The organism is Octadecabacter temperatus, assembly GCF_001187845.1.
Classification (GTDB): Bacteria; Pseudomonadota; Alphaproteobacteria; order Rhodobacterales; family Rhodobacteraceae; genus Octadecabacter; species Octadecabacter temperatus.
Map to the genome: position 1 here is coordinate 22,625 of NZ_CP012161.1, position 8,936 is coordinate 31,560.

The following is an 8,936-nucleotide window of genomic DNA, read 5'->3' on the forward strand; positions in this document are numbered from 1 at the left end:
AGGAATGCTTTAGTCTTCTCTAGGATAGCCGTAGGAGGTCATTTTTTCTCCGTGGGCCTCATAAAAGCGATCTAACTGATCCTTTGTGAGGTAGTTCAAGTAGTTGTTTTTCTGACGTTTCCAGAAGAACTTGCCGTTTTGTTGGGTCCGTTGATCGGCCTTTTCGAAAACTTTCTCAACTTGAATGCCTTCCATCCCAAGGAAAGAGCAAATGTCTTCGACTGTAGATGTGAAGTTATCCTGCAAATCCTCGTAGCGGATAATCTTGATAGATTCCCCGGCTGCTTCGCGTTCTTTGGCTAGATCGATGTGCTCGAACAAACCACCGAATTTGCGGTTTTGTGGAAACAAAGTCTGGTGTTCAAGGAAGATTTGAAACAACTGCTCCATTTCTTCCGGTTTAAGATCTTCAACACTGTCAAACTGGATCGGCAGGTTCTTACCAGCGTTTGCCGCAACATTGCGGGATACGAAATTCAAGTAGGACAGAAACACATCCAGTGGGTGACGGTAGATATAGATGATCTTGTCAGTAGCGAATTTACCACCGCCATCCTCTGTCATCTCATCCTTCCAGTGGGATTTATAGAAATACCAGTCTTTCCCCTGAAAGTACCACGGATCTTCTTTGACCTTGCCGTAATGGGTGTCAGTGACAAAGCGTTGAAGAATACCGGGGCCTTGAGGCATTTCAGTAATTCCAGCAATGATTGCCCGTAGCCAAGTGTTCCCGCTCTTCGGAAAGGAATATAGGCCAACTGTCAGTTCGAATTGGTTCGTGTCATTCATTTTACAGACTTCTCAATTAGTTCTTCATCGCAGATAACAGCGAGGGCTTCCCCCACTTCCTCTTGAAACTTGTTAGAGGCCGATTTGCGCTTTGTTAACTTTTTCTTAACGCGGGACGCTAGGCTAGGCTGGGATTGTTCGGTGTAGTGTTTCATAAATAAAGACATGGCGTGGCTCACGCCATCTTCTTCCACATCTCGTAGATTTTCAGAGTAATAGGCACCACGATTGTAGTTGCCTGTTATCACTTCATATGACGGGAAATAGTGCGCGTCATTCAACCGCTCGCGCAACTGTTCAACAGCTACGCGCAGCACTGACTTAGAGTAGCTAGTAGCAGAGAGAACACTTTCATCCTCCCGTGCTGTCGCAATCAATGGCACCGGCGATACTGTCATTAGGATCTTAACGTTAGGATTCTTTGACCGCATCATTGTGACAAATTCTTCGAAATCGGCGACGATCTCATCAACTGAAAAATTCACGAATTCATGCTGATCGGTGGAATACAAACCTCCGGCTACACCAGGCGCTAGAGCAAAAACTGCTCCATCGGACTTGGCACGCCACGCTTCGGTTAAACCGAACGTGAAAACAAAGACGTCAGATTCTTCAACAATACGGCGCACAGCCGCGAAATGCACTTCTCTGTCGGCGTAAAACTCGTCTTCGCTAACAAATCCCCCCGGTTGGACGGATGGGCGGAAGGGGTCAATCAGATACCCGTCAGCATTGCGCCAAAAATCCTCTTCAGGAGTAAACTCACCATAGGCCCGCTTTGCTAGCTGTAGCAATTGGCGTGCTGTATACAGATTGCCGTAACGTGCCGAGAACACGCCGTACCCAAAACTGGCGGCAACCGCTTCAGGGATGATCGGGTGAGGCACTTCTTCGGTAACAAAGTAATTATACCCCGCCTTCTGGAGATGACGCGCAATGTGTTGAGCAAAACAGCTGCCCGCCGTTGCGATCTTCATGTTTTCCTTCAGTAAAAAGCCGCCTTTTACAACAGGGTCGACATCGGAAATATGTTCAACCCTGTGTGCACGGGACCAAAAACAATGATCAGGAAGGTTTTTATAGGGATTGCTCATTATGCTGACACCTTCCGATGTTGGTCGACCACATGTTTTGCAAGGCCCGATATCTCTTCCAGCAATGCTGCACCATAGACTTCATTACCGTGGGTCGGATCTTCGCTCCAGTACTGCGGTGCTAACGCCCCGTCTTTAAACACACGGGCTGGCAGTTCGATAAATCGCACATTTTCGATGTCCGCCGCAGCTTGGCGCAAGACATGACAATATAAGGTCCACATTTTTATGCGAAACGAAATAGGCGCAACTTCATACTTCTTGAGGCGCTTGCCAAACGCACCCGGGAATTTGCGGATGTGATCTGGATCGGCAATAGGCGGTGGCGGTGGCAACACAAGAATCGGCAAATCTGTAGTCGATGCAAGTTGCCGCACGAGCATTAGCGCATTTTCGTCCGCCAAAGAGGCCATGGTCGCACGAATGATCTCGTATGGTAATTTCTGTACCCCTTCGAGAACGCCAAAATCGGAATCAGGCATTTCAAAGTCGTAAGGTTCCGGATGGCTCATCAATGCCAGCTGATTGTATTCATTTCCCATCATCGATGTGAGGATGACGTCAGCATCGCGTGCTTTTGGAAGGTGGCGCAGACGCTTTACGAGGTCAGGATGGACGTTCCTAACGCCGTTTGTCATTTCGAAATTTGGCTGGAATGTCTTATAGTTCAGGCGAGCCTGCGACATTTCGAAATCCAGATCGCTACCATCAATCTCTGACTGCCGATAGGCGCGAGCAATACACCCAGCATGGCTATGGCCTATAAGTAAAATGTTTAGATCAGAGCTCAAAATCAAGCCTCCTGCTTGGGTCGGGTATGGACAGTTTTTGACCAAGCTACCAACGCAGCAAGGCCGTTCTCCAACGAATGCTGAGGCGCCCATTCAAGTTGGGATTTCGCCGCTGAGATATCAGCAACACCATATCGAATGTCACCAGGACGAAAAGCCCCACTGATCCGATATTTCATAGCGTCTTCACCGAATGAAACAAGCATTTTCCTTGCGATCTCTAAAATCGTGGCACCCTGCCCCAAACCAATATCAACAATCCGGTCGGGAAGAGTCGCGACACTCGCAAAGGCAGCGAATGCTCGCACGACATCATCCACATAGACAAAATCACGCGTGATGTCCCCGTCTTCATAAATCTCTAATACTCGGCCTTCTTGAATTTGACGTGCAAAAATTGACAAAACGCCTGTGTAAGGATTGTTCAGTGACTGACCTGGCCCATAAACATTCTGCAATCGCAAGATTCCAACCTTAACGTCCGTATTCCAGAACGCTTGGGTCAGTAGATATTCCTGCATCAGTTTACTTGAAGCATAGACTGACGCGGGTGCGACGGGACAAGTGGATGCATCTGTAGGAACCGGCGTTAGGATGCCGCCTTCGTGATCCTTTACGGCAAAATCGCCAGCTTCCAGATCACTCGGGCTCCGCTCGACCGCTTTGGTCGGTGCACCGTTCTCATCAACGCAAGCGCCTTCGCCGTAAACCGACCGAGAACCTGCTAAAACAACACGTGTCACACTCTTTGTCGCCCGTACGGCTTCAATCAGATTGGTGGTACCTATAACATTTACATTACAATACCGTGTCGGCAGGTCGAACGACTGCCCAGTCCCGGTCTCTGCAGCCAAATGGTAGATCACTTCGGGCTGCACAGTTTCCAGAGCAGATTGCAGTGCTTCCAAATCACAGACATCGCCCTTGATCACGGGAACTGCGGCTTGCTCTAGCGACGCGAGGTTTGCGGGATTGCCATCATGGGCTTGTGGATGGAGGTTGTCGTACACTGTCACCTCCGCCCCGTTCTGCTTTAGGTTTAGCGCCAATCGGGAACCGATAAAGCCCGCTCCACCAGTGATCAGAATTTTTGAAGGCTTCGTGGTCATATCGTTGTCTACCTAGTATAAGTTGTTATCGTCTCGAAGCTTGTCCACCTCTAAACGCTGACGGGGTTTAAAGAGACCTAGAGCCAAGCGCCTTAAGGCGGTCTAATTTCACCGAGACCTACGTTTTGCAACCCTATAGTGGGGAGTTTGCCGTCAGCGTTGGAGCGCGCTTGTTGCAAGTCTACGGAAGCTTGCAGAAAGTGCAGGGGAACTTGCTGTAAAAATTCCCATTCAGGACATCATGTTACGGCCAATACAACCAAGACTTGTAACTCGCTACAGTCTTTGAGGTGGCGAGCTGTATCTTGTTTTTATGGCGAATGCGCAAACTCATAGCAGCTATTCATAGGTGTGTATGAATGCTTACAACTGGTTGCACGGAGACCAATGTACATAATAGCCACTACGTCAACTTTATGAACAACGCGAAAGATTCTGCGGCGGCACTGTTTTCGCGCTGTACGGCTCATGAATTGTTAGGTTTAAGGCGGCGGATCCCAATGAAGACGTAGAGCGAGAGACTTTGGAATGAGATCTTTTATAAGGACCTCAGAATCTATAACTTGCCGCTTATTAGAAAAACGGAAAACACATGCTTGATATTCATAAAACCGCCCTCCCAGGGGTTCTTGTTCTCACACCGCGGAGATTTGGCGATGATCGCGGGTTTTTCAGCGAGACATGGAATAAGGAACGGATGGCCGAAGCTGGAATCACATTAGATTTCGTTCAAGACAACCACTCCATATCTGCAACAGTTGGCACGGTGCGGGGCCTGCATTTCCAGTCACCACCTCATGCTCAAGACAAGCTTGTTCGATGTGGTCGTGGCGCTCTTTTGGACGTCGCAGTCGATATTCGTCGGGGCAGTCCAACCTACGGTCACTGGGTCGCTGAAGAGTTAAGTTTTGAGAACGGCAAACAATTGCTTGTTCCTGCTGGTTTTCTACACGGTTTTATGACGCGGATGCCGGACACTGAAATTGTCTACAAGTGCACCGATTACTACGCGCCGGAATGCGATGGCGCAGTACGGTGGGATAGCTGTGGAATTGAGTGGGGCTTTGATGGCAACGCGCCTGTTTTGTCTGAAAAAGATATGGCCGCTCCAACACTAGCTGAATTTAGCTCCCCATTCACCTACGAAGCCTCCTGAAAGGGTATCTTATGAAACTGCTTGTTACAGGTGGTGCCGGATTCATTGGATCCGCGGTTGTGCGCCAAGCCATCGCTGGTGGTCATGAAGTCGTTAACCTTGATGCACTGACCTACGCTGCATGTCTAGATAACGTCGCCAGCGTCGCAGACGACCCGAAGTATGCCTTCGTGAAGGCCGATATACGTGATCGCGCGGCGCTTGATGAAGCTTTTGCGGATCACAAGCCAGACGCGGTAATGCATTTAGCTGCGGAATCACATGTGGATCGTTCGATCGACGCCCCTGGTGATTTTATCGAAACCAACATTACGGGCACATACAATATGCTCGAAGCTGCCCGCGGCTATTGGGCTTCGATGGGCAACCCTGACAGCTTTCGCTTCCACCACATTTCTACGGACGAAGTCTTTGGCTCGCTGCCAGCTGACCCAGACATACAGTTCACTGAAATGACCGCATATGATCCGCGCTCGCCCTACTCTGCATCCAAGGCCGCTTCTGACCATCTAGTGCGTGCTTGGTCGGAAACCTATGGTCTACCTGTAGTAATGACAAATTGCTCCAACAATTATGGCCCGTACCATTTCCCCGAAAAACTGGTTCCCGTGATCATTTTGAATGCCTTAGCGGGCAAGCCTTTACCTATCTATGGCGATGGGTCCAATATCCGTGATTGGCTTTATGTTGAAGATCACGCCGAAGCGCTCTTGGTGGTGCTCCAAAAAGGCGAACTAGGACGCAGCTATAATATTGGCGGTGAAAATGAGCGTACCAATCTTGAATTGGTTCAAACGCTTTGTAGCATACTTGATGATATTCGCCCTCTTGCGGAGGGGTCTTACGCAGACCTCATCACGTATGTGGCCGACCGACCGGGGCACGATGCACGATACGCCATCGATCCTAAACGCATAAGCACCGAACTAGGCTGGCGTCCTAGTGTTACCGTCGAAGAAGGCCTACGGCGTACGGTACAATGGTATTTGGATAACCCAGATTGGTGGCGTGCACTGCAAAACCGAGATGGCGTAGGAACGCGCCTGGGAGTCAAAGCATGATCTTGGTATTTGGAAAATCGGGGCAAGTCGCACGTGAGCTGAGCGTTCTTGACGGCGTGAAGTGTCTGGGACGTGACGAAGCAGACTATAACGACCCAACAGCGTGCGCTGAGATTGTCGCGACAACCACTGCCTCGGCGATCATCAACGCAGTGGCCTATACTGCTGTGGACAACGCCGAGACAGATGAAGAAACGGCACGTATTGTAAACGGCAACACGCCTGCTGCTATGGCGCAGGCTGCGGCAGCGCGAGGGATTCCATTCGTTCACATCTCCACCGACTATGTCTTTGAGGGTAACGGCGACAAACCTTGGAAGACCAACGATCCCGTCAATCCTCAGAATGCCTATGGGCGCACCAAACTTCTGGGTGAAAACGGTGTTAGGGATGCCGGCGGTCCTCACGCTATCCTACGGACATCGTGGGTGGTCTCCGCTCATGGCAACAATTTTGTTAAAACCATGCTACGCCTCGGTGAGGCCCGAGATGCTTTAACTATCGTAGCCGACCAGTTTGGCGGGCCAACCGGAGCCCGAGAAATTGCTGCGGCTTGTCATAGTATCGCGCATCAGCTTGTGAAAGACACTTCCAAGTCCGGAACCTATCATTTCAGCGGTGCACCCGATGTAAGCTGGGCCGACTTTGCAATTGCAATTTTCGCTAAGTCCGGACTGACTTGCTCCGTTACAGGTATCCCATCATCTGACTACCCATCGCCGGCAGCTCGCCCTTTGAACTCTAGGCTGGATTGTGAAACGACGTTGTCGACATTCGCTATTTCGCGGCCTGACTGGTCGCGCACCCTCACTCATATTCTCGCAGACTTGGAACACCAATAATGACTGTACGCACGAATTCCCGAAAGGGCATAATCCTCGCGGGCGGGTCTGGAACCCGACTGTATCCCATAACCGTCGGAATCTCGAAGCAGCTGCTGCCAGTCTACGACAAGCCTATGGTTTATTACCCGCTATCCGTTTTGATGCTGGCCGGCATCCGCGAGATTTGCGTTATCACGACTCCGCAAGACCAAGAACAGTTTCGACGTACTTTGGGTGATGGCAGTCAGTGGGGCATTTCACTAACATATATCGAACAACCAAGCCCCGACGGATTGGCGCAAGCGTTCATTCTAGCCGAAGATTTTCTAGATGGTGCACCTTCTGCGCTGGTGCTTGGCGACAACATTTTCTTTGGCCACGGGTTGCCTGAGCTACTGGCTGGCGCCAGCGATCGCGATGTTGGTGGTACAGTCTTTGGCTACCGTGTATCCGATCCAGAACGCTATGGCGTAGTCGCGTTTGATGATGATGCAAAAGCCACTGTTATTATTGAAAAACCGGAGGTGCCACCGTCCAACTACGCTGTAACCGGGCTGTACTTTCTCGATGGGTCCGCTCCGGCCCGTGCCCGCCAGGTGAAACCCTCCGAACGCGGCGAAGTTGAGATTACGTCTTTGCTTCAGATGTATCTCGACGAAGATTTACTCGATGTGGAACGTATGGGGCGTGGTTTTGCTTGGTTCGATACCGGCACGCACAGCAGCCTGTTGGATGCAGGAAATTTCGTGCGAACCTTAACTAAACGTCAAGGGCAGCAAACTGGTTGCCCAGAAGAAATCGCGTTTGAAAATAAGTGGATAGAAATAGACCAGTTGGCTGAGCAGGCCAAGAAATTTTCCAAAAACGAGTATGGGCTGTACCTAAAATCGTTGGTCGAAGTGGGCTCTTCTTAACGTAACTCTCGGGACCTAAGAGCCACAAATTCATTCGCAGGCAGCCTTTTGTGATCCGTCAGATAAACGGAAAATCTGCACGCGCGCTAAAGTCTGTTGGCCAGACATGCTAAATATAAGGCTATTGTCCCAATGGTTCTCTGGCGGGCTGCTCCAGATCTGTATAGCGCTCGAATTCTTTTGATCGCACTGCCTTTTCGGGCATTTGAAAATTGGGCTAGGGATTCTTTCGCCTTTGGCGTTAGCTTGTGCTGCGTAGCATTCAGGTTCCGAATGTTTGTGTCATTCCAATCAGCAAATTTCCCTCCGGTAACGAAAAATAGTCGGCTAGCTTTCCCCCTCAGCGTTCTATTTGTTCCAATGAGATTATTCAGATGCTGGCGGTAATACAGCGTCGGAGCAGGATCACGCACAACAACTCCACCGCAGCCGCTAATCATCTGATACACCCACCAGTCGTGGGCGACCAAGGCATCAACTTCTTGTGCCGCTGATTGCAACAAACGTATTGCTGGCCCGTTCAGCATCATCGTGTTGCCCGCGCCAATGGATTGAACCAGAGAATTTCCGAAACTTGGATGCTTAGAAAAGTTTGAAGACTCTCCAACCAATTGCAACTCTTCATTGCAAATTACGCTGCCTGCGGCATAGAGGACAGGAATTTGCTTGTCCTGTACGTCCGCAATTGAGGCGCGTCCCCTTGAGATTTTTTCAGGGAACCAAACATCATCCTGATCTGAAAAAGCCACAAGTTCGGCGGTACTGGGCACGCGAACAAGGAGGGAAAGAAAATTAGCAGCAAATCCGCCCTTTGGGCCAGTGACAATTGTAACCTCGTGATCTTGTTTAACTTGGCGCTTAAAGGTCCTGATTAGTTCAACTGTATCGTCAGACGAACCGTCGTCTGACACGAGCAGATCCCACTGATCATCTATCTGCTCAACAAAGCTTGATAGCTGTTCGTTTAGAAACTTCTCTCCGTTAAACGTGGCGAGCAGTATTGTTACTCTGTCGCTTTGACTTTCCAAAACACCCGCCTTTAAACCAGTCCAAGTTCCAAAAAATGTACAACTTGGCAATTCCCCGATTCATATAAGAAGCTGCTTGTCTGAAAAACCCCTAACCTTTTGATGCGCTTTGTTAACAGTTGTTAACCGGCCTTTGGAATTGCCACATCTTGGGGTTTCGTTGCCAAGAC

Annotated in this window: 9 protein-coding genes; 4 read left to right on the forward strand and 5 right to left on the reverse strand. The window is 49.8% G+C overall.

Annotation, left to right across the window (positions count from 1 at the left end; translation table 11 throughout):
• Positions 1-9 precede the first annotated feature (9 nt).
• The 4 genes from OSB_RS16355 to OSB_RS16370 are packed head-to-tail and all read right to left on the reverse strand — an operon-like array spanning position 10 to position 3,783.
• Positions 10-789: a sulfotransferase domain-containing protein gene (locus OSB_RS16355; protein ID WP_049836239.1), complete on the reverse strand. Its 780-nt coding sequence runs from the start codon at positions 787-789 to the stop codon at positions 10-12.
• Positions 786-1,883 (reverse strand): GSCFA domain-containing protein, encoded by a 1,098-nt coding sequence (locus OSB_RS16360; RefSeq protein ID WP_049836240.1) that lies wholly within the window; start codon positions 1,881-1,883, stop codon positions 786-788. Before OSB_RS16360 ends, OSB_RS16355 begins: the two co-directional genes overlap by 4 nt.
• Complete coding sequence (locus OSB_RS16365) at positions 1,883-2,674, reverse strand: hypothetical protein (protein WP_143831391.1); 792 nt, start codon at positions 2,672-2,674, stop codon at positions 1,883-1,885. Before OSB_RS16365 ends, OSB_RS16360 begins: the two co-directional genes overlap by 1 nt.
• Positions 2,675-2,676: 2 nt before the next feature.
• Complete coding sequence (locus OSB_RS16370) at positions 2,677-3,783, reverse strand: NAD-dependent epimerase/dehydratase family protein (RefSeq protein ID WP_049836242.1); 1,107 nt, start codon at positions 3,781-3,783, stop codon at positions 2,677-2,679.
• Between the two features lie 592 nt (positions 3,784-4,375).
• Between OSB_RS16370 and rfbC the strand changes: the two genes are divergently transcribed.
• The 4 genes from rfbC to rfbA are packed head-to-tail and all read left to right on the forward strand — an operon-like array spanning position 4,376 to position 7,738.
• Positions 4,376-4,939, forward strand: coding sequence for a dTDP-4-dehydrorhamnose 3,5-epimerase (rfbC, locus tag OSB_RS16375; protein ID WP_049836243.1), 564 nt, complete (start codon positions 4,376-4,378; stop codon positions 4,937-4,939).
• Positions 4,940-4,950: 11 nt separating this feature from the next.
• Entirely contained in the window at positions 4,951-6,000 is a 1,050-nt protein-coding gene (gene rfbB, locus OSB_RS16380; RefSeq protein ID WP_049836244.1) for a dTDP-glucose 4,6-dehydratase, read from the forward strand.
• Entirely contained in the window at positions 5,997-6,842 is an 846-nt protein-coding gene (gene rfbD, locus OSB_RS16385) for a dTDP-4-dehydrorhamnose reductase (RefSeq protein WP_049836245.1), read from the forward strand. The genes rfbB and rfbD overlap by 4 nt, the downstream gene beginning before the upstream one ends.
• Positions 6,842-7,738, forward strand: a complete 897-nt coding sequence (gene rfbA / locus OSB_RS16390; protein WP_049836246.1) for a glucose-1-phosphate thymidylyltransferase RfbA — start codon at positions 6,842-6,844, stop codon at positions 7,736-7,738. Before rfbD ends, rfbA begins: the two co-directional genes overlap by 1 nt.
• A gap of 86 nt (positions 7,739-7,824) precedes the next feature.
• Here the strand turns inward: rfbA and OSB_RS16395 are convergent, their stop codons facing one another.
• A complete protein-coding gene (locus OSB_RS16395) occupies positions 7,825-8,766 on the reverse strand; it encodes a glycosyltransferase (protein WP_049836247.1) in 942 nt (313 codons plus the stop codon).
• Positions 8,767-8,936 lie beyond the last annotated feature (170 nt).